General features: G+C 51.4%; 16 protein-coding genes and 4 pseudogenes. 18 read left to right on the forward strand and 2 right to left on the reverse strand.

All coding sequences use genetic code 11. The annotated features are described in order from the left end of the window. The 3 genes and pseudogenes from BGK49_RS20785 to viaA all read left to right on the forward strand — a co-directional run. Nucleotides 1-385, forward strand: a pseudogene (locus BGK49_RS20785) (IS4 family transposase); the annotation flags it as partial. A 102-nt stretch (nt 386-487) separates the two neighbouring features. Next, a complete protein-coding gene (gene ravA / locus BGK49_RS20790; protein WP_005045000.1) occupies nt 488-1,984 on the forward strand; it encodes an ATPase RavA in 1,497 nt (498 codons plus the stop codon). Then, on the forward strand, nt 1,978-3,429 hold the full coding sequence (gene viaA / locus BGK49_RS20795; protein ID WP_000956628.1) for an ATPase RavA stimulator ViaA: 1,452 nt from the start codon (nt 1,978-1,980) through the stop codon (nt 3,427-3,429). Before ravA ends, viaA begins: the two co-directional genes overlap by 7 nt. A gap of 4 nt (nt 3,430-3,433) precedes the next feature. Here the strand turns inward: viaA and asnA are convergent. Next, a pseudogene (asnA, locus tag BGK49_RS20800) lies at nt 3,434-4,416 on the reverse strand (aspartate--ammonia ligase). A gap of 151 nt (nt 4,417-4,567) precedes the next feature. Here asnA and asnC point away from each other — a divergent pair. The 15 genes and pseudogenes from asnC (at nt 4,568) to glmS (ending at nt 19,728) form a co-directional block, all read left to right on the forward strand. Continuing rightward, on the forward strand, nt 4,568-5,026 hold the full coding sequence (gene asnC, locus BGK49_RS20805; protein ID WP_000432970.1) for a transcriptional regulator AsnC: 459 nt from the start codon (nt 4,568-4,570) through the stop codon (nt 5,024-5,026). Nucleotides 5,027-5,115: 89 nt separating this feature from the next. Then, nucleotides 5,116-5,559, forward strand: a complete 444-nt coding sequence (gene mioC / locus BGK49_RS20810) for an FMN-binding protein MioC (protein WP_000763732.1) — start codon at nt 5,116-5,118, stop codon at nt 5,557-5,559. Nucleotides 5,560-5,937: 378 nt separating this feature from the next. Beyond that, entirely contained in the window at nt 5,938-7,827 is a 1,890-nt protein-coding gene (mnmG, locus tag BGK49_RS20815; RefSeq protein WP_000499753.1) for a tRNA uridine-5-carboxymethylaminomethyl(34) synthesis enzyme MnmG, read from the forward strand. A 63-nt stretch (nt 7,828-7,890) separates the two neighbouring features. After that, entirely contained in the window at nt 7,891-8,514 is a 624-nt protein-coding gene (rsmG, locus tag BGK49_RS20820; protein ID WP_000932840.1) for a 16S rRNA (guanine(527)-N(7))-methyltransferase RsmG, read from the forward strand. A 616-nt stretch (nt 8,515-9,130) separates the two neighbouring features. Beyond that, entirely contained in the window at nt 9,131-9,511 is a 381-nt protein-coding gene (gene atpI, locus BGK49_RS20825; protein ID WP_000116695.1) for a F0F1 ATP synthase subunit I, read from the forward strand. An 8-nt stretch (nt 9,512-9,519) separates the two neighbouring features. Further along, on the forward strand, nt 9,520-10,335 hold the full coding sequence (gene atpB / locus BGK49_RS20830) for a F0F1 ATP synthase subunit A (protein WP_000135625.1): 816 nt from the start codon (nt 9,520-9,522) through the stop codon (nt 10,333-10,335). Between the two features lie 46 nt (nt 10,336-10,381). Further along, on the forward strand, nt 10,382-10,621 hold the full coding sequence (gene atpE / locus BGK49_RS20835) for a F0F1 ATP synthase subunit C (protein WP_000429386.1): 240 nt from the start codon (nt 10,382-10,384) through the stop codon (nt 10,619-10,621). A gap of 61 nt (nt 10,622-10,682) precedes the next feature. Beyond that, nucleotides 10,683-11,152: pseudogene (atpF, locus tag BGK49_RS20840) on the forward strand (F0F1 ATP synthase subunit B). Between the two features lie 14 nt (nt 11,153-11,166). Beyond that, nucleotides 11,167-11,700: a F0F1 ATP synthase subunit delta gene (gene atpH / locus BGK49_RS20845; RefSeq protein WP_001288587.1), complete on the forward strand. Its 534-nt coding sequence runs from the start codon at nt 11,167-11,169 to the stop codon at nt 11,698-11,700. Nucleotides 11,701-11,712: 12 nt separating this feature from the next. Continuing rightward, nucleotides 11,713-13,254 carry a F0F1 ATP synthase subunit alpha gene (gene atpA / locus BGK49_RS20850; protein WP_001176745.1) on the forward strand — a complete coding sequence of 514 codons (1,542 nt, stop codon included), beginning with the start codon at nt 11,713-11,715 and terminating at the stop codon, nt 13,252-13,254. Nucleotides 13,255-13,304: 50 nt separating this feature from the next. Further along, a complete protein-coding gene (gene atpG / locus BGK49_RS20855; protein WP_000896498.1) occupies nt 13,305-14,168 on the forward strand; it encodes a F0F1 ATP synthase subunit gamma in 864 nt (287 codons plus the stop codon). Nucleotides 14,169-14,194: 26 nt separating this feature from the next. Continuing rightward, nucleotides 14,195-15,577 (forward strand): F0F1 ATP synthase subunit beta, encoded by a 1,383-nt coding sequence (gene atpD / locus BGK49_RS20860; RefSeq protein WP_000190506.1) that lies wholly within the window; start codon nt 14,195-14,197, stop codon nt 15,575-15,577. Between the two features lie 20 nt (nt 15,578-15,597). After that, nucleotides 15,598-16,017: a F0F1 ATP synthase subunit epsilon gene (locus BGK49_RS20865; protein WP_001251973.1), complete on the forward strand. Its 420-nt coding sequence runs from the start codon at nt 15,598-15,600 to the stop codon at nt 16,015-16,017. Between the two features lie 349 nt (nt 16,018-16,366). Next, nucleotides 16,367-17,737, forward strand: a complete 1,371-nt coding sequence (glmU, locus tag BGK49_RS20870; RefSeq protein WP_000933714.1) for a bifunctional UDP-N-acetylglucosamine diphosphorylase/glucosamine-1-phosphate N-acetyltransferase GlmU — start codon at nt 16,367-16,369, stop codon at nt 17,735-17,737. A gap of 161 nt (nt 17,738-17,898) precedes the next feature. After that, nucleotides 17,899-19,728 carry a glutamine--fructose-6-phosphate transaminase (isomerizing) gene (glmS, locus tag BGK49_RS20875; RefSeq protein WP_000334043.1) on the forward strand — a complete coding sequence of 610 codons (1,830 nt, stop codon included), beginning with the start codon at nt 17,899-17,901 and terminating at the stop codon, nt 19,726-19,728. A gap of 49 nt (nt 19,729-19,777) precedes the next feature. On the opposite strand, the pseudogene BGK49_RS20880 reads toward glmS, so the two are convergent. Next, nucleotides 19,778-20,010 (reverse strand): annotated as a pseudogene (locus tag BGK49_RS20880) (IS4 family transposase); the annotation flags it as partial.

Consider the following 20,010-nt stretch of genomic DNA (forward strand, 5'->3'; position numbering starts at 1 on the left):
GGGATACAGGGAGATAAAACAGACGATGCAACTGAGCAGGCTGACGCTGAGAAGTAAAAAGCCGGAGCTTGTGGAGCAAGAGCTGTGGGGTGTCTTACTGGCTTATAATCTGGTGAGATATCAGATGATTAAAATGGCGGAACATCTGAAAGGTTACTGGCCAAATCAACTGAGTTTCTCAGAATCATGCGGAATGGTGATGAGAATGCTGATGACATTGCAGGGCGCTTCACCGGGACGTATACCGGAGCTGATGCGCGATCTTGCAAGTATGGGACAACTTGTGAAATTACCGACGAGAAGGGGAAGGGCCTTCCCGAGAGTGGTAAAGGAGAGGCCCTGGAAATACCCCACAGCCCCGAAAAAGAGCCAGTCAGTTGCTTAACTGACTGGCATTCCCCCCCTTTGAGACTATTTTAGCCACCAGCAAGAAACGTCTATACTCGCAATTTACGCAGAACTTTTGACGAAAGGACGCCACTTCATTATGGCTCACCCTCATTTATTAGCGGAAAGAATTTCCCGCCTGAGCAGTTCGTTGGAAAAGGGGCTTTATGAACGTAGCCACGCCATCCGCTTGTGTTTATTAGCGGCATTAAGTGGTGAAAGTGTGTTCCTCCTTGGCCCGCCAGGTATTGCCAAAAGTTTGATCGCCCGGCGCTTAAAATTCGCCTTTCAGAATGCCCGCGCGTTTGAATATCTGATGACCCGCTTCTCCACGCCGGAAGAAGTTTTTGGTCCCCTTTCTATTCAGGCGCTAAAAGATGAAGGGCGCTATGAACGTTTAACCAGCGGTTACCTGCCGGAAGCAGAAATTGTCTTTCTGGATGAGATCTGGAAAGCGGGCCCGGCAATTCTTAATACCTTGCTCACCGCCATTAACGAGCGCCAGTTCCGCAACGGTGCACACGTAGAAAAAATCCCGATGCGTCTGCTGGTGGCGGCCTCCAACGAGCTGCCGGAAGCAGACAGCAGTCTGGAAGCGTTATATGACCGCATGCTGATTCGTCTGTGGTTAGATAAAGTGCAGGATAAAGCGAATTTCCGCTCCATGCTGACCAGTCAACAGGATGAAAACGACAATCCGGTTCCTGATGCCTTGCAGGTCACAGATGAAGAATATGAACGCTGGCAGAAAGAGATTGGTGAAATTACGCTGCCCGATCATGTATTTGAGCTGATTTTTATGCTGCGCCAGCAACTGGATAAATTACCGGATGCGCCTTATGTCTCGGATCGTCGCTGGAAAAAAGCGATCCGATTATTGCAGGCCAGCGCCTTTTTTAGCGGTCGCAGTGCTGTTGCCCCGGTAGATCTCATTTTGCTGAAAGATTGCCTGTGGTATGACGCGCAAAGCCTGAATTTGATACAACAACAAATTGATGTATTGATGACCGGTCACGCCTGGCAACAGCAAGGGATGTTGACCCGCCTGGGCGCGATTGTGCAACGTCACCTGCAACTTCAGCAGCAACAAAGCGATAAAACAGCCTTAACGGTAATTCGTCTGGGCGGCATTTTTAGCCGTCGTCAGCAGTATCAACTCCCTGTTAACGTTACTGCTTCCACTCTGACTCTGCTGCTGCAAAAACCGTTAAAACTGCATGATATGGAAGTGGTTCATATCTCCTTTGAGCGTAGCGCGCTGGAACAGTGGCTGAGTAAAGGTGGTGAAATTCGCGGCAAACTGAACTGTATCGGCTTTGCCCAGAAACTGAATCTGGAAGTTGATAGCACCCAACATCTTGTTGTACGCGATGTAAGTTTACAAGGCAGTACGCTGGCACTTCCCGGTTCATCGGCTGAAGGTCTGCCAGGTGAAATAAAACAACAACTGGAAGAGCTTGAAAGCGACTGGCGTAAGCAACACGCTTTATTCAGCGAACAGCAAAAATGTCTGTTTATCCCTGGCGACTGGTTAGGTCGCATTGAAGCCAGCCTACAGGATGTCGGTGCACAGATTCGCCAGGCACAACAATGCTAACGCTGGATACGCTTAATGTGATGCTGGCCGTCAGCGAAGAGGGATTGATCGAAGAGATGATCATCGCACTGCTGGCCTCACCGCAGCTGGCGGTCTTCTTTGAAAAATTCCCACGACTGAAGGCAGCAATCACTGATGATGTTCCCCGCTGGCGTGAGGCGCTGCGCAGTCGGCTGAAAGATGCCCGAGTCCCGCCAGAACTCACCGAAGAGGTGATGTGCTATCAGCAAAGCCAGCTCCTCTCCACGCCGCAGTTTATTGTGCAGCTACCACAGATCCTGGACTTACTGCATCGTCTGAATTCCCCATGGGCAGAACAAGCCCGGCAGTTGGTTGATGCTAACAGCACAATAACTTCAGCGTTACACACGCTTTTTCTCCAGCGCTGGCGTTTAAGTCTGATCGTGCAAGCAACGACGTTAAATCAACAGCTATTAGAAGAAGAACGCGAACAACTGTTAAGTGAAGTTCAGGAACGCATGACGCTGAGCGGACAACTTGAACCGATTCTCGCAGATAACAATACCGCAGCTGGTCGTCTGTGGGATATGAGCGCCGGCCAGCTTAAACGTGGCGACTATCAGTTGATTGTGAAATACGGTGAATTTCTTAACGAAAAGCCGGAACTGAAACGCCTGGCAGAGCAGCTGGGGCGTTCTCGGGAAGCCAAATCAATACCGCGCAACGATGCGCAGATGGAAACCTTCCGCACCATGGTGCGCGAACCGGCGACGGTTCCTGAGCAGGTTGATGGTCTGCAACAAAGCGATGATATTTTACGTCTCCTGCCGCCAGAACTGGCGACACTAGGGATAACGGAACTGGAGTATGAGTTTTACCGTCGGCTGGTGGAAAAACAGTTGCTCACCTATCGCCTGCACGGTGAGTCGTGGCGTGAAAAAGTGATCGAACGTCCGGTGGTACATAAAGATTACGATGAACAGCCGCGCGGGCCGTTTATTGTCTGTGTGGATACTTCCGGCTCAATGGGCGGCTTTAATGAACAGTGTGCGAAAGCGTTCTGCCTGGCCTTGATGCGCATTGCTCTCGCAGAAAACCGGCGCTGCTATATTATGCTATTTTCCACCGAGATCGTCCGTTATGAGCTTTCAGGCCCACAAGGCATCGAACAAGCAATCCGTTTTTTAAGCCAGCTGTTTCGTGGCGGCACCGATCTTGCCAGTTGTTTTCGCGCCATTATGGAACGCTTGCAAAGCAGGGAATGGTTTGATGCCGATGCGGTGGTGATTTCTGATTTTATCGCTCAGCGGTTGCCTGACGACGTGACGAGTAAAGTGAAAGAGCTGCAGCGGGTACATCAGCATCGCTTTCATGCCGTGGCGATGTCGGCACACGGCAAACCCGGCATCATGCGCATTTTCGATCATATCTGGCGCTTTGATACCGGGATGCGAAGCCGCCTGCTCAGACGCTGGCGGCGATAAATTATTACAGCAGAGAAGGGACGCTCTCGCGAACAGCAGCTGGCCATACTCCACACTGAACCTGGCCGATATGCGGCAGTTGCAGCAGCAGCATAGTCAAACGAGACTGGCCGATACCGCCGCCGATGGTCTGCGGCATTTCACCGCGCAGCAGCGCCTGATGCCATTCCAGCTGCAGACGATCTTCATCACCGGTCAGCGCCAGCTGATGCTTCAGCGTGTCGGCATCCACGCGGATCCCCATGGAAGAAAGCTCAAACGCATCTTCCAGTACAGGGTTCCACACCAGAATATCGCCGTTCAGACCCGCATGACCCAGCTCTGACGGGGTGCTCCAGTCATCATAATCCGGTGCGCGCACGTCGTGGCGATGACCATCGCTCAGCTTGCCGCCAATCCCGACAAGGAATACCGCGCCAAGATCTTTCGCTATCGCCCGCTCACGCCCTTTGGCATCGAGATCCGGATAACGAGACAGTAACTCCTGGCTGTGTACGAAGTGGATCTGATCCGGCAGGAACGGTGCCAGGCCAAACTCTTCGCTAACCGCAGCTTCGGTTGCTTTAATTCCCGCCCAGATCGCCTCTACCGTGCTTTTCAGAGTCGAGAATTGACGCTCACCGTCGCCCATTACGCGTTCCCAGTCCCACTGGTCTACATAGACGGAGAAAGACGGTCTTCATCGGGGCGAAGGGCTTTCATGTGCGTGTACAGCCCTTCGCCCGCGCTGAAGTCGTGTTGCCCTAAGGTCTGACGTTTCCACTTCGCCAGTGAATGAACCACTTCGAACTGGGCATCAGGCAGAGCTTTCACTTTTACCTGCACCGCTTTTTCACAGCCCGACAAGTTATCCTGCGTGCCATCCCCCACACGGCTAAGAATCGGTGCCTGGACTTCGATCAGCCCCAGACGTTCTTCCAGTTGACGAGAAAAGTGAGATTTCACGAAGCTAATTTGGCGTTGTTTGGCAATGTAAGCGGTTTTCATTTTTTATACTCCTGCGTCCTGTTGCTTATGATTAAGCAATAAAAACCGACACATATGCAATAATCATTCAATAAAAAGCCTAACACACTTTTGATTCATTAAAAAAGAAGGCTAAAATAGAATGAATCATCAATCTGCATAAGAAAATCCTATGGAAAATTATCTGATCGACAATCTGGACCGTGGCATCCTGGAAGCATTAATGGGCAATGCGCGCACCGCTTACGCCGAACTGGCGAAACAATTTGGCGTCAGTCCGGGGACGATTCACGTTCGGGTAGAGAAAATGAAGCAGGCGGGGATCATTACCGGGGCGCGTATTGATGTCAGCCCGAAGCAGCTCGGTTATGACGTAGGCTGCTTTATCGGCATTATATTAAAGAGCGCCAAAGACTACCCTTCCGCGCTGGCAAAGCTGGAAAGCCTTGATGAAGTCACTGAAGCCTATTACACAACAGGCCACTACAGCATCTTTATAAAAGTAATGTGCCGTTCGATCGACGCTCTCCAGCATGTACTTATCAACAAGATCCAAACAATTGATGAAATTCAGTCCACCGAGACATTGATCGTCCTGCAAAACCCGATCATGCGTACTATCAAGCCCTGATCGGCTTTTTTAATCCCATACTTTTCCACAGGTAGATCCCAACGCGTTCACAGCGTACAATACGCCACTCTTAATAAAGGTGGCGGTTTATGGCAGATATCACTCTTATCAGCGGCAGCACCCTCGGCGGTGCCGAATATGTAGCAGAACACCTGGCTGAAAAGCTGGAAGAGGCGGGTTTTACCACCGAAACGCTGCACGGTCCGCTGTTGGAAGATTTATCTGCCTCGGGGATCTGGCTGATTATCAGCTCCACCCACGGTGCCGGAGATATTCCGGACAACCTTTCTCCTTTCTATGAAGCATTGCAGGAACAGAAGCCCGATCTTTCTGCGGTCCGCTTTGGCGCAATCGGTATTGGTAGTCGTGAATATGACACCTTTTGTGGGGCTATCGATAAACTCGAGGCAGAACTCAAAAATTCCGGTGCAAAACAGACAGGCGAAACACTGAAGATCAACATTCTTGATCACGACATTCCGGAAGATCCGGCAGAAGAATGGCTGGGATCGTGGGTTAATTTACTCAAATAAGTATACAGATCGTGCGATCTACTGTGGATAACTCTGTCAGGAAGCTTGGATCAACCGGTAGTTATCCAAGGAACAACGGTTGTTCAGTTTTTGAGTTGTGTATAACCCCTCATTCTGATCCCAGCTTATACGGTCCAGGATCACCGATCATTCACAGTTAATGATCCTTTCAAGGTTGTTGATCTTAAAAGCCGGATCCTTGTTATCCACAGGGCAGTGCGATCCTAATAAGAGATCACAATAGAACAGATCTCTAAATAAATAGATCTTCTTTTTAATACCCAGGATCCCAGGTCTTTCTCAAGCCGACAAAGTTGAGTAGAATCCACGGCCCGGGCTTCAATCCATTTTCATACCGCGTTATGCGAGGCAATCACCATGTTTTATCCGGATCCTTTTGACGTCATCATCATTGGCGGGGGTCATGCAGGCACCGAGGCCGCGATGGCCGCGGCGCGTATGGGTCAACAGACTCTGCTTTTGACACACAATATCGACACTCTGGGACAGATGAGCTGCAACCCGGCGATCGGCGGTATTGGGAAGGGACATCTGGTAAAAGAAGTGGATGCACTCGACGGTCTGATGGCGAAAGCGATCGATCAAGCGGGTATCCAGTTTAGGATACTAAACGCAAGCAAAGGACCGGCGGTTCGCGCTACCCGAGCTCAGGCGGATCGTGTGCTCTACCGTCAGGCGGTACGTACGGCGCTGGAGAACCAACCGAACCTGATGATCTTCCAGCAGGCGGTTGAAGATCTTATTGTCGAAAACGATCGCGTGGTCGGTGCTGTTACCCAAATGGGACTGAAGTTCCGTGCCAAAGCCGTCGTGCTCACCGTTGGGACGTTCCTCGACGGTAAAATTCATATCGGTCTGGATAATTACAGCGGTGGCCGTGCTGGTGATCCGCCGTCCATTCCGCTTTCTCACCGTTTGCGTGAACTGCCGCTGCGCGTTGGTCGTCTGAAAACCGGGACACCACCGCGTATTGATGCTCGAACTATCGACTTTAGTGTGCTGGCGCAACAGCATGGCGATAACCCAATGCCGGTATTCTCGTTTATGGGCAATGCGTCCCAGCATCCCCAGCAGGTGCCGTGTTATATCACTCATACCAACGAGAAAACCCATGATGTGATCCGCAGTAACCTCGATCGTAGCCCAATGTATGCAGGGGTGATCGAAGGTGTCGGCCCACGCTACTGCCCGTCGATCGAAGACAAAGTCATGCGCTTCGCCGACAGAAATCAGCATCAGATCTTCCTTGAACCGGAAGGACTGACCTCTAATGAAATTTATCCGAACGGTATCTCCACCAGCCTGCCGTTCGATGTGCAGATGCAAATCGTCCGCTCTATGCAGGGGATGGAAAACGCGAAGATCGTGCGTCCGGGTTATGCCATTGAGTATGACTTCTTCGATCCTCGCGACCTGAAACCGACGCTGGAGAGCAAGTTTATCCAGGGGCTGTTCTTTGCTGGTCAGATTAACGGCACTACCGGTTACGAAGAAGCCGCTGCGCAAGGTTTGCTGGCCGGTCTTAACGCTGCCCGTCTGTCTGCTGACAAAGAAGGTTGGGCTCCGGCACGTTCTCAGGCGTATCTCGGCGTACTAGTTGATGACCTGTGCACTTTAGGAACCAAAGAACCGTATCGTATGTTTACTTCGCGCGCAGAATATCGTCTGATGCTACGCGAAGATAATGCGGATCTGCGTTTGACTGAAATCGGTCGTGAACTGGGCCTGGTGGATGACGAACGTTGGGCGCGCTTTAACGAGAAACTTGAGAATATCGAGCGTGAGCGTCAGCGTCTGAAATCGACCTGGGTAACCCCGTCGGCGGAAGCTGCAGCCGAAGTGAATGCTCACCTGACTGCGCCGCTTTCCCGTGAAGCCAGTGGTGAAGATCTGCTGCGTCGTCCGGAAATGACTTATGAAAAATTAACCACGCTGACGCCGTTTGCCCCTGCGTTGACAGACGAACAGGCGGCGGAACAGGTTGAGATTCAGGTTAAATACGAAGGTTATATCGCGCGCCAGCAAGATGAGATCGAAAAGCAGCTGCGTAACGAGAACACCCTGCTACCCGCGACACTGGATTACCGCCAGGTATCCGGTCTTTCTAACGAAGTGATCGCCAAACTTAACGATCACAAACCAGCCTCTATCGGCCAAGCTTCGCGTATTTCTGGCGTCACGCCTGCGGCCATCTCCATTCTGCTGGTGTGGCTGAAAAAACAGGGTATGCTGCGTCGTAGCGCATAACGCATTAAAAATGTCTGGTAAGCACCCGCTTACCAGGCAACGCATCAAGAACAGGTAATCACCGTGCTCAACAAACTCTCCTTACTGCTGAAAGACGCAGGTATTTCGCTTACCGATCACCAGAAAAACCAGCTTATTGCCTACGTGAATATGCTGCATAAATGGAACAAAGCGTACAACCTGACTTCGGTCCGCGATCCTAATGAGATGCTGGTACGCCATATTCTCGATAGCATTGTGGTGGCACCGTATCTGCAAGGTGAACGGTTTATCGATGTCGGCACCGGACCAGGACTGCCAGGCATTCCACTCTCTATCGTGCGTCCTGAAGCCCATTTCACTCTGTTGGATAGCCTTGGTAAACGCGTGCGTTTCCTTCGTCAGGTGCAACATGAGCTTAAACTGGAGAATATTGAACCAGTACAGAGCAGGGTAGAAGAGTTTCCTTCAGAGCCGCCATTTGATGGCGTAATTAGCCGCGCTTTTGCCTCTCTGAACGATATGGTGAGCTGGTGCCACCATCTTCCTGGTGAGCAAGGCCGTTTCTACGCGCTGAAAGGGCAAAGGCCGGAAGATGAAATCGCTTTGTTGCCCGAAGAATATCAGGTCGAATCAGTGGTTAAACTTCAGGTTCCAGCCCTGGATGGCGAACGTCATCTGGTGGTGATTAAAGCAAATAAAATTTAATTTTTATCAAAAAAATCATAAAAAATTGACCGGTTATACTGTTAACAACAACCAGGTTTTCTACTGATATAACTGGTTACATTTAACGCCACGTTCACTCTTTTGCATCAACAAGATAACGTGGCTTTTTTTGGTAAGCAGAAAATAAGTCATTAGTGAAAATATCAGTCTGCTAAAAATCGGCGCTAAGAACCATCATTGGCTGCTAAAACATTATTAAAAATGTCAATGGGTGGTTTTTGTTGTGTAAATGTCATTTATTAAAACAGTATCTGTTTTTAGAGTGAAATATCATAAACTTGCAAAGGCATCATTTGCCAAGTAAATAAATATGCTGTGCGCGAACATGCGCAATATGTGATCTGAAGCACGCTTTATCACCAGTGTTTACGCGTTATTTACAGTTTTTCATGATCGAACAGGGTTAGCAGAAAAGTCGCAATTGTATGCACTGGAAAAATATTTAAACATTTATTCACCTTTTGGCTACTTATTGTTTGAAATCACGGGGGCGCGCCGTATAATTTGACCTCTTTTTGATGCTTGACTCTAAGCCTTAAAGAAAGTTTTATACGACACGCGGCATACCTCGAAGGGAGCAGGAGTGAAAAACGTGATGTCTGTGTCGCTCGTGAGTCGAAACGTTGCTCGGAAGCTTCTGCTCGTTCAGTTACTGGTGGTGATAGCAAGTGGATTGCTGTTCAGCCTCAAAGACCCCTTCTGGGGCGTCTCTGCAATAAGCGGGGGCCTGGCAGTCTTTCTGCCTAACGTTTTGTTTATGATATTTGCCTGGCGTCACCAGGCGCATACACCAGCGAAAGGCCGGGTGGCCTGGACATTCGCATTTGGCGAAGCTTTCAAAGTTCTGGCGATGTTGGTGTTACTGGTGGTGGCGTTGGCGGTTTTAAAGGCGGTATTCTTGCCGCTGATCGTTACGTGGGTTTTGGTGCTGGTGGTTCAGATACTGGCACCGGCTGTAATTAACAACAAAGGGTAAAAGGCATCATGGCTTCAGAAAATATGACGCCGCAGGATTACATAGGACACCACCTGAATAACCTTCAGCTGGACCTGCGTACATTCTCGCTGGTGGATCCACAAAACCCCCCAGCCACCTTCTGGACAATCAATATTGACTCCATGTTCTTCTCGGTGGTGCTGGGTCTGTTGTTCCTGGTTTTATTCCGTAGCGTAGCCAAAAAGGCGACCAGCGGTGTGCCAGGTAAGTTTCAGACCGCGATTGAGCTGGTGATCGGCTTTGTTAATGGTAGCGTGAAAGACATGTACCATGGCAAAAGCAAGCTGATTGCTCCGCTGGCCCTGACGATCTTCGTCTGGGTATTCCTGATGAACCTGATGGATTTACTGCCTATCGACCTGCTGCCGTACATTGCTGAACATGTACTGGGTCTGCCTGCACTGCGTGTGGTTCCGTCTGCGGACGTGAACGTAACGCTGTCTATGGCATTGGGCGTATTTATCCTGATTCTGTTCTACAGCATCAAAATGAAAGGCATCGGCGGCTTCACGAAAGAGTTGACGCTGCAGCCGTTCAATCACTGGGCGTTCATTCCTGTCAACTTAATCCTTGAAGGGGTAAGCCTGCTGTCCAAACCAGTTTCACTCGGTTTGCGACTGTTCGGTAACATGTATGCCGGTGAGCTGATTTTCATTCTGATTGCTGGTCTGTTGCCGTGGTGGTCACAGTGGATCCTGAATGTGCCGTGGGCCATTTTCCACATCCTGATCATTACGCTGCAAGCCTTCATCTTCATGGTTCTGACGATCGTCTATCTGTCGATGGCGTCTGAAGAACATTAATTTACCAACACTACTACGTTTTAACTGAAACAAACTGGAGACTGTCATGGAAAACCTGAATATGGATCTGCTGTACATGGCTGCCGCTGTGATGATGGGTCTGGCGGCAATCGGTGCTGCGATCGGTATCGGCATCCTCGGGGGTAAATTCTTGGAAGGCGCAGCGCGTCAACCTGATCTGATTCCTCTGCTGCGTACTCAGTTCTTTATCGTTATGGGTCTGGTGGATGCTATCCCGATGATCGCTGTAGGTCTGGGTCTGTACGTGATGTTCGCTGTCGCGTAGTAAGCGTTGCTTTTATTTAAAGAGCAATATCAGAACGTTAACTAAATAGAGGCATTGTGCTGTGAATCTTAACGCAACAATCCTCGGCCAGGCCATCGCGTTTGTCCTGTTCGTTCTGTTCTGCATGAAGTACGTATGGCCGCCATTAATGGCAGCCATCGAAAAACGTCAAAAAGAAATTGCTGACGGCCTTGCTTCCGCAGAACGAGCACATAAGGACCTTGACCTTGCAAAGGCCAGCGCGACCGACCAGCTGAAAAAAGCGAAAGCGGAAGCCCAGGTAATCATGAGCAGGCGAACAAACGCCGCTCGCAGATTCTGGACGAAGCGAAAGCTGAGGCAGAACAGGAACGTACTAAAATCGTGGCCCAGGCGCAGGCAGAAATTGAAGCCGAGCGTAAACGTGCCCGTGAAGAGCTGCGTAAGCAAGTTGCTATCCTGGCTGTTGCTGGCGCCGAGAAGATCATCGAACGTTCCGTGGATGAAGCTGCTAACAGCGACATCGTGGATAAACTTGTCGCTGAACTGTAAGGAGGGAGGGGCTGATGTCTGAATTTATTACGGTAGCTCGCCCCTACGCCAAAGCAGCTTTTGACTTTGCCGTCGAACACCAAAGTGTAGAACGCTGGCAGGACATGCTGGCGTTTGCCGCCGAGGTAACCAAAAACGAACAAATGGCAGAGCTTCTCTCTGGCGCGCTTGCGCCAGAAACGCTCGCCGAGTCGTTTATCGCAGTTTGTGGTGAGCAACTGGACGAAAACGGTCAGAACCTGATTCGGGTAATGGCTGAAAATGGTCGTCTTAACGCGCTCCCGGATGTTCTGGAGCAGTTTATTCACCTTCGTGCCGTGAGTGAGGCTACCGCTGAGGTAGACGTCATTTCCGCTGCCGCACTGAGTGAACAACAGCTCGCGAAAATTTCTGCTGCGATGGAAAAACGTCTGTCACGCAAAGTTAAGCTGAATTGCAAAATCGATAAGTCTGTAATGGCAGGCGTTATCATCCGAGCGGGTGATATGGTCATTGATGGCAGCGTACGCGGTCGTCTTGAGCGCCTTGCAGACGTCTTGCAGTCTTAAGGGGACTGGAGCATGCAACTGAATTCCACCGAAATCAGCGAACTGATCAAGCAGCGCATTGCTCAGTTCAATGTTGTGAGTGAAGCTCACAACGAAGGTACTATTGTTTCTGTAAGTGACGGTGTTATCCGCATTCACGGCCTGGCCGATTGTATGCAGGGTGAAATGATCTCCCTGCCGGGTAACCGTTACGCTATCGCACTGAACCTCGAGCGCGACTCTGTAGGTGCGGTTGTTATGGGTCCGTACGCTGACCTTGCCGAAGGCATGAAAGTTAAGTGTACTGGCCGTATCCTGGAAGTTCCGGTTGGCCGTGGCCTGCTGGGCCGTGTGGTTAACACTCTGGGTGCACCAATCGACGGTAAAGGTCCGCTGGATCACGACGGCTTCTCTGCTGTAGAAGCAATCGCTCCGGGCGTTATCGAACGTCAGTCCGTAGATCAGCCGGTACAGACCGGTTATAAAGCCGTTGACTCCATGATCCCAATCGGTCGTGGTCAGCGTGAATTGATCATCGGTGACCGTCAGACAGGTAAAACCGCACTGGCTATCGATGCCATCATCAACCAGCGTGATTCCGGTATCAAATGTATCTATGTCGCTATCGGCCAGAAAGCGTCCACCATTTCTAACGTGGTACGTAAACTGGAAGAGCACGGCGCACTGGCTAACACCATCGTTGTGGTAGCAACCGCGTCTGAATCCGCTGCACTGCAATACCTGGCACCGTATGCCGGTTGCGCAATGGGCGAATACTTCCGTGACCGCGGTGAAGATGCGCTGATCATTTACGATGACCTGTCTAAACAGGCTGTTGCTTACCGTCAGATCTCCCTGCTGCTCCGTCGTCCGCCAGGACGTGAAGCATTCCCGGGCGACGTTTTCTACCTCCACTCTCGTCTGCTGGAGCGTGCTGCACGTGTTAACGCCGAATACGTTGAAGCCTTCACCAAAGGTGAAGTGAAAGGGAAAACCGGTTCTCTGACCGCACTGCCGATTATCGAAACTCAGGCGGGTGACGTTTCTGCGTTCGTTCCGACCAACGTAATCTCCATTACCGATGGTCAGATCTTCCTGGAAACCAACCTGTTCAACGCCGGTATTCGTCCTGCGGTTAACCCGGGTATTTCCGTATCCCGTGTTGGTGGTGCAGCACAGACCAAGATCATGAAAAAACTGTCCGGTGGTATCCGTACCGCTCTGGCACAGTATCGTGAACTAGCAGCGTTCTCTCAGTTTGCATCCGACCTTGACGATGCAACACGTAAGCAGCTTGACCACGGTCAGAAAGTGACCGAACTGCTGAAACAGAAACAGTATGCGCCGATGTCCGTTGCGCAGCAGTCTCTGGTTCTGTTCGCAGCAGAACGTGGTTACCTGGCGGATGTTGAACTGTCGAAAATTGGCAGCTTCGAAGCCGCTCTGCTGGCTTACGTCGACCGTGATCACGCTCCGTTGATGCAAGAGATCAACCAGACCGGTGGCTACAACGACGAAATCGAAGGCAAACTGAAAGGCATCCTCGATTCCTTCAAAGCAACCCAATCCTGGTAACGTCTGGCGGCTTGCCTTAGGGCAGGCCGCAAGGCATTGAGGAGAAGCTCATGGCCGGCGCAAAAGAGATACGTAGTAAGATCGCAAGCGTCCAGAACACGCAAAAGATCACTAAAGCGATGGAGATGGTCGCCGCTTCCAAAATGCGTAAATCGCAGGATCGCATGGCGGCCAGCCGTCCTTATGCAGAAACCATGCGCAAAGTGATTGGTCACCTTGCACATGGTAATCTGGAATATAAGCACCCTTACCTGGAAGACCGCGACGTTAAACGCGTGGGCTACCTGGTGGTGTCGACCGACCGTGGTTTGTGCGGTGGTTTGAACATTAACCTGTTCAAAAAACTGCTGGCGGAAATGAAGACCTGGACCGACAAAGGCGTTCAATGCGACCTCGCAATGATCGGCTCGAAAGGCGTGTCGTTCTTCAACTCCGTGGGCGGCAATGTTGTTGCCCAGGTCACCGGCATGGGGGATAACCCTTCCCTGTCCGAACTGATCGGTCCGGTAAAAGTGATGTTGCAGGCCTACGACGAAGGCCGTCTGGACAAGCTTTACATTGTCAGCAACAAATTTATTAACACCATGTCTCAGGTTCCGACCATCAGCCAGCTGCTGCCGTTACCGGCATCAGATGATGATGATCTGAAACATAAATCCTGGGATTACCTGTACGAACCCGATCCGAAGGCGTTGCTGGATACCCTGCTGCGTCGTTATGTCGAATCTCAGGTTTATCAGGGCGTGGTTGAAAACCTGGCCAGCGAGCAGGCCGCCCGTATGGTGGCGATGAAAGCCGCGACCGACAATGGCGGCAGCCTGATTAAAGAGCTGCAGTTGGTATACAACAAAGCTCGTCAGGCCAGCATTACTCAGGAACTCACCGAGATCGTCTCGGGGGCCGCCGCGGTTTAAACAGGTTATTTCGTAGAGGATTTAAGATGGCTACTGGAAAGATTGTCCAGGTAATCGGCGCCGTAGTTGACGTCGAATTCCCTCAGGATGCCGTACCGCGCGTGTACGATGCTCTTGAGGTGCAAAATGGTAATGAGCGTCTGGTGCTGGAAGTTCAGCAGCAGCTCGGCGGCGGTATCGTGCGTACCATCGCAATGGGTTCCTCCGACGGTCTGCGTCGCGGTCTGGATGTAAAAGACCTCGAACACCCGATCGAAGTCCCGGTAGGTAAAGCGACTCTGGGCCGTATCATGAACGTACTGGGTGAACCGGTCGACATGAAAGGCGAGATCGGTGAAGAAGAGCGTTGGGCGATTCACCGCGCAGCACCTTCCTACGAAGAGCTGTCAAACTCTCAGGAACTGCTGGAAACCGGTATCAAAGTTATCGACCTGATGTGTCCGTTCGCTAAGGGCGGTAAAGTTGGTCTGTTCGGTGGTGCGGGTGTAGGTAAAACCGTAAACATGATGGAGCTCATTCGTAACATCGCGATCGAGCACTCCGGTTACTCTGTGTTTGCGGGCGTAGGTGAACGTACTCGTGAGGGTAACGACTTCTACCACGAAATGACCGACTCCAACGTTATCGACAAAGTATCCCTGGTGTATGGCCAGATGAACGAGCCGCCGGGAAACCGTCTGCGTGTTGCTCTGACCGGTCTGACCATGGCTGAGAAATTCCGTGACGAAGGTCGTGACGTTCTGCTGTTCGTTGACAACATCTATCGTTACACCCTGGCCGGTACGGAAGTATCCGCACTGCTGGGCCGTATGCCTTCAGCGGTAGGTTATCAGCCGACCCTGGCGGAAGAGATGGGCGTTCTGCAGGAACGTATCACCTCCACCAAAACTGGTTCTATCACCTCCGTACAGGCGGTATACGTACCTGCGGATGACTTGACTGACCCGTCTCCGGCAACCACCTTTGCGCACCTTGACGCAACCGTGGTACTGAGCCGTCAGATCGCGTCTCTGGGTATCTACCCGGCCGTTGACCCGCTGGACTCCACCAGCCGTCAGCTGGACCCGCTGGTGGTTGGTCAGGAACACTACGACACCGCGCGTGGCGTTCAGTCCATCCTGCAACGTTATCAGGAACTGAAAGACATCATCGCCATCCTGGGTATGGATGAACTGTCTGAAGAAGACAAACTGGTGGTAGCGCGTGCTCGTAAGATCCAGCGCTTCCTGTCCCAGCCGTTCTTCGTGGCAGAAGTATTCACCGGTTCTCCGGGTAAATACGTCTCCCTGAAAGACACCATCCGTGGCTTTAAAGGCATCATGGAAGGCGAATACGATCACCTGCCGGAGCAGGCGTTCTACATGGTCGGTTCCATCGAAGAAGCTGTGGAAAAAGCCAAAAAACTTTAACGCCTTAATCGGAGGGTGATATGGCAATGACTTACCACCTGGACGTCGTCAGCGCAGAGCAACAAATGTTCTCTGGTCTGGTCGAGAAAATCCAGGTAACGGGTAGCGAAGGTGAACTGGGGATCTACCCTGGCCACGCACCGCTGCTCACCGCCATTAAGCCTGGTATGATTCGCATCGTGAAACAGCACGGTCACGAAGAGTTTATCTATCTGTCTGGCGGCATTCTTGAAGTGCAGTCTGGCAACGTGACCGTTCTGGCCGACACCGCAATTCGCGGCCAGGATCTCGACGAAGCGCGAGCCATGGAAGCGAAACGTAAGGCTGAAGAGCACATTAGCAGCTCTCACGGCGACGTAGATTACGCTCAGGCGTCTGCGGAACTGGCCAAAGCGATCGCGCAGCTGCGCGTTATCGAGTTGACCAAAAAAGCGATGTAACACCGGCTTGAAAAGCACAAAAGCCAGTCTGGAAACAGGCTGGTTTTTTTTACGCGTGATCCGTCCTGAAGAGCGTTCACATAGATCCTGCTGATATAAAACACCCCTGTTTTCCCGTTTATTCATTGATCGAAATAAGAGCAAAAACATCCACCTGACGCTTAAATGAAGGTACTGCCTTAATTTTCTGCAGACAAAAGGCGTGACGATGGTCGAAAATGGCACTTTCGTCAGCGGGGATAATCCGTTATTGAACAATTTATCCTCTGTCCATTTCACGATGAAAAAAATGTAGTTTTTTCAAGGTGAAGCGGTTTAAATTCGTTCTCAAATTACAGTCAGGACGCGTATGTTGAATAATGCTATGAGCGTAGTGATCCTTGCCGCAGGCAAAGGCACGCGCATGTATTCCGATCTTCCGAAAGTGCTGCATACCCTTGCCGGGAAAGCGATGGTTCAGCATGTCATTGATGCTGCGAATGAATTAGGCGCAGCGCACGTTCACCTGGTGTACGGTCACGGCGGCGATCTGCTTAAACAGGCGCTGAAAGACGACAACCTTAACTGGGTGCTTCAGGCAGAGCAGCTGGGTACGGGTCATGCAATGCAGCAGGCCGCACCTTTCTTTGCCGATGATGAAGACATTTTAATGTTCTACGGCGACGTGCCGCTGATCTCTGTCGAAACACTCCAGCGCCTGCGTGATGCTAAACCGCAGGGTGGCATTGGTCTGCTGACGGTGAAACTGGATGATCCGACCGGTTATGGACGTATCACCCGTGAAAATGGCAAAGTTACCGGCATTGTTGAGCACAAAGATGCCACCGACGAGCAGCGTCAGATTCAGGAGATCAACACCGGCATTCTGATCGCTAACGGCGCAGATATGAAACGCTGGCTGGCGAAGCTGACCAACAATAATGCTCAGGGCGAATACTACATCACCGACATTATTGCGCTGGCGTATCAGGAAGGGCGTGAAATCGTCGCCGTTCATCCGCAACGTTTAAGCGAAGTAGAAGGTGTGAATAACCGCCTGCAACTCTCCCGTCTGGAGCGCGTTTACCAGTCCGAACAGGCTGAAAAACTGCTGTTAGCAGGCGTTATGCTGCGCGATCCGGCGCGTTTTGATCTGCGCGGTACGCTTACTCACGGGCGCGATGTTGAAATTGATACTAACGTTATCATCGAGGGCAACGTGACTCTCGGTCATCGCGTGAAAATCGGCACCGGTTGCGTGATTAAAAACAGCGTGATTGGCGATGATTGCGAAATCAGTCCGTATACCGTTGTGGAAGACGTGAATCTGGCAGCGGCCTGTACTATTGGCCCGTTTGCCCGTCTGCGTCCTGGTGCTGAGTTGCTGGAAGGTGCACACGTCGGTAACTTTGTTGAGATGAAAAAAGCGCGTCTGGGTAAAGGCTCGAAAGCTGGTCATCTGACTTACCTGGGCGATGCGGAAATTGGCGATAACGTTAACATCGGCGCGGGAACCATTACCTGCAACTACGATGGTGCGAATAAATTTAAGACCATTATCGGCGACGATGTGTTTGTCGGTTCCGACACTCAGCTGGTGGCCCCGGTAACAGTAGGCAAAGGCGCGACCATTGCTGCGGGTACAACTGTGACGCGTAATGTCGGCGAAAATGCATTAGCTATCAGCCGTGTGCCGCAGACTCAGAAAGAAGGCTGGCGTCGTCCGGTAAAGAAAAAGTAATTCTGGCCGGGTAATCCGGTCATCTGGGATGAGGAGATAACATAATCTCCCTCCCACAAGCAGTAACTATAAAAATAACCCCACTCTCTACAAGGCTCGGGGCGCCCGAAAAAACGGGCATACAGGTTGACCGACAACGATATAAATCGGAATCAAAAACTATGTGTGGAATTGTTGGCGCGATCGCGCAACGTGATGTAGCAGAAATCCTTCTTGAAGGTTTACGTCGTCTGGAATACCGCGGATATGACTCTGCCGGTCTGGCCGTTGTTGATGCGGAAGGTCATATGACCCGCCTGCGTCGCCTCGGTAAAGTCCAGATGCTGGCTCAGGCAGCGGAAGAACATCCTCTGCATGGCGGCACCGGTATTGCTCACACTCGCTGGGCGACCCACGGTGAACCTTCAGAAGCTAACGCGCATCCGCATGTTTCTGAACACATTATGGTGGTGCATAACGGCATCATCGAAAACCATGAACCGCTGCGTGAAGAGTTAAAAGCGCGTGGCTATACCTTCGTTTCTGAAACCGATACCGAAGTGATTGCCCATCTGGTGAACTGGGAGCTGAAACAAGGCGGGACTCTGCGTGAGGCTGTTCTGCGTGCTATCCCGCAGCTGCGCGGTGCGTACGGTACAGTGATCATGGACTCCCGTCACCCGGATACCCTGCTGGCGGCACGTTCTGGTAGTCCGCTGGTGATTGGCCTGGGTATGGGCGAAAACTTTATCGCTTCTGACCAGCTGGCGCTGCTGCCGGTGACCCGTCGCTTTATCTTCCTTGAAGAGGGCGATATTGCGGAAATTACTCGCCGTTCGGTAAACATCTTCGATAAAACTGGCGCGGAAGTAAAACGTCAGGATATCGAATCCAATCTGCAATATGACGCGGGCGATAAAGGTATTTACCGTCACTACATGCAGAAAGAGATCTACGAACAGCCGAACGCGATCAAAAACACCCTTACCGGGCGCATCGGCCACGGTCAGGTTGATTTAAGCGAGCTGGGACCGAACGCCGACGAACTGCTGTCGAAGGTTGAGCATATTCAGATCCTCGCCTGTGGTACTTCTTATAACTCCGGTATGGTTTCCCGCTACTGGTTTGAATCGCTGGCAGGTATTCCGTGCGACGTCGAAATCGCCTCTGAATTCCGCTATCGTAAATCTGCCGTGCGTCGTAACAGCCTGATGATCACCTTGTCACAGTCTGGCGAAACCGCGGATACCCTGGCGGGCCTGCGTCTGTCGAAAGAGCTGGGTTACCTTGGTTCGCTGGCAATCTGTAACGTTCCGGGTTCTTCTCTGGTGCGCGAATCCGATCTGGCGCTGATGACCAACGCGGGTACGGAAATCGGCGTGGCGTCCACTAAAGCATTCACCACTCAGTTAACTGAGCTGTTGATGCTGGTGGCGAAGCTGTCTCGCCTGAAAGGTCTGGATGCCTCCATTGAACATGACATTGTGCATGGTCTGCAGGCGCTGCCGAGCCGTATTGAGCAGATGCTATCTCAGGACAAACGCATTGAAGCTCTGGCAGAAGATTTCTCTGACAAACATCACGCACTGTTCCTGGGCCGTGGCGATCAGTACCCAATCGCACTGGAAGGCGCATTGAAGCTGAAAGAGATCTCCTACATTCACGCTGAAGCCTACGCTGCTGGCGAGCTGAAACACGGCCCGCTGGCGCTGATTGACGCGGATATGCCGGTTATCGTCGTTGCACCGAACAACGAACTGTTGGAAAAACTGAAATCCAACATTGAAGAAGTTCGCGCGCGTGGCGGTCAGTTGTATGTCTTCGCCGATCAGGATGCGGGTTTTGTAAGTAGCGATAACATGCACATCATCGAGATGCCGCATGTGGAAGAGGTGATTGCACCGATCTTCTACACCGTTCCGCTGCAGCTGCTGGCTTACCATGTCGCGCTGATCAAAGGCACCGACGTTGACCAGCCGCGTAACTTGGCAAAATCGGTTACGGTTGAGTAATCACTATCATAGATAAAAAAGGGCTGCCGACCGGTGTAATGCCAGTCAGTTAAGCAACTGACTGGCTCTTTTTCGGGGCTGTGGGGTATTTCCAGGGCCTCTCCTTTACCACTCTCGGGAAGGCCCTTCCCCTTCTCGTCGGTAATTTCACAAGTTGTCCCATACTTGCAAGATCGCGCATCAGCTCCGGTATACGTCCCGGTGAAGCGCCCTGCAATGTCATCAGCATTCTCATCACCATTCCGCATGATTCTGAGAAACTCAGTTGATTCGGCCAGTAAC

Origin of the sequence: Shigella sp. FC1544 (genome assembly GCF_001722145.1) — a bacterium.
In the GTDB taxonomy this organism is placed as follows: Bacteria; Pseudomonadota; Gammaproteobacteria; order Enterobacterales; family Enterobacteriaceae; genus Escherichia; species Escherichia coli.